General features: G+C 35.0%; 1 pseudogene. It reads right to left on the reverse strand.

Annotated features, from left to right (window positions below):
- Nucleotides 1–314 precede the first annotated feature (314 nt).
- Nucleotides 315–740 (reverse strand): annotated as a pseudogene (locus JWG39_RS16055) (IS1634 family transposase); the annotation flags it as partial.

Below are 740 nucleotides of genomic sequence, written 5' to 3' on the forward strand. Positions count from 1 at the left end.
TCTACTTGCAGAAACTAACCGTATTCTTCCATCTCACTTCGTCCTTGGATTTATGATGATTTTTTGAAGCGAAAACTATCCTGATACATAGGGTTACTAAAGGCTAAGAAAAGTTTACGAAGACAATTTCTAACTGCTTAATTTTGCAGGATTCTTTTTTATTTTTTTATTGTAATGTCAATAGTTTACGATTTTTTTCGTAAACTATAAAGGGTTAGTATTAACAATAACAAGGTTTTAATCCGGGAATAGATACTGTCAAATCAAACTGAATTTTGTGACAATACTCACCAAAAACTATGCTGAAAATTTAATCATGTCTCTTTAAATTGCCACCAGCCATCCTGTAGATGTTTGTACACCGAGTCGGGGATTTCCAATAGACGATTAATCTGTTCATGCAGATCACTAATCCCTTTTGCCACGGTTTGTAGACATACGCCATTGCGGGTTATCTGCGAGAGGTGAACGTTACGATAAAAGTAGCGAATGTTGTTCCATGTCGGCTTTTTCGAATTCATCCCCTGTGGCAAAATAGGTAATTTATCGATATGTGCAGCTGCCATATTCATACGTATCTTTCGCTCGATAAGCGACACGATCATTAATGCTAAAAAATATAAAAAGAGCATGGCTTCAATGCGTTTTTCTTTCTTCAAAAAAACTGGTGCTACTTCCAAAATGGTTTTTTTGGTATACATGCGTTTTTCGATAAATGGTTGGTTCTTATATTTTCTTAA

It is taken from the genome of Desulforhopalus vacuolatus (assembly GCF_016918505.1).
Lineage (GTDB): Bacteria > Desulfobacterota > Desulfobulbia > Desulfobulbales > Desulfocapsaceae > Desulforhopalus > Desulforhopalus vacuolatus.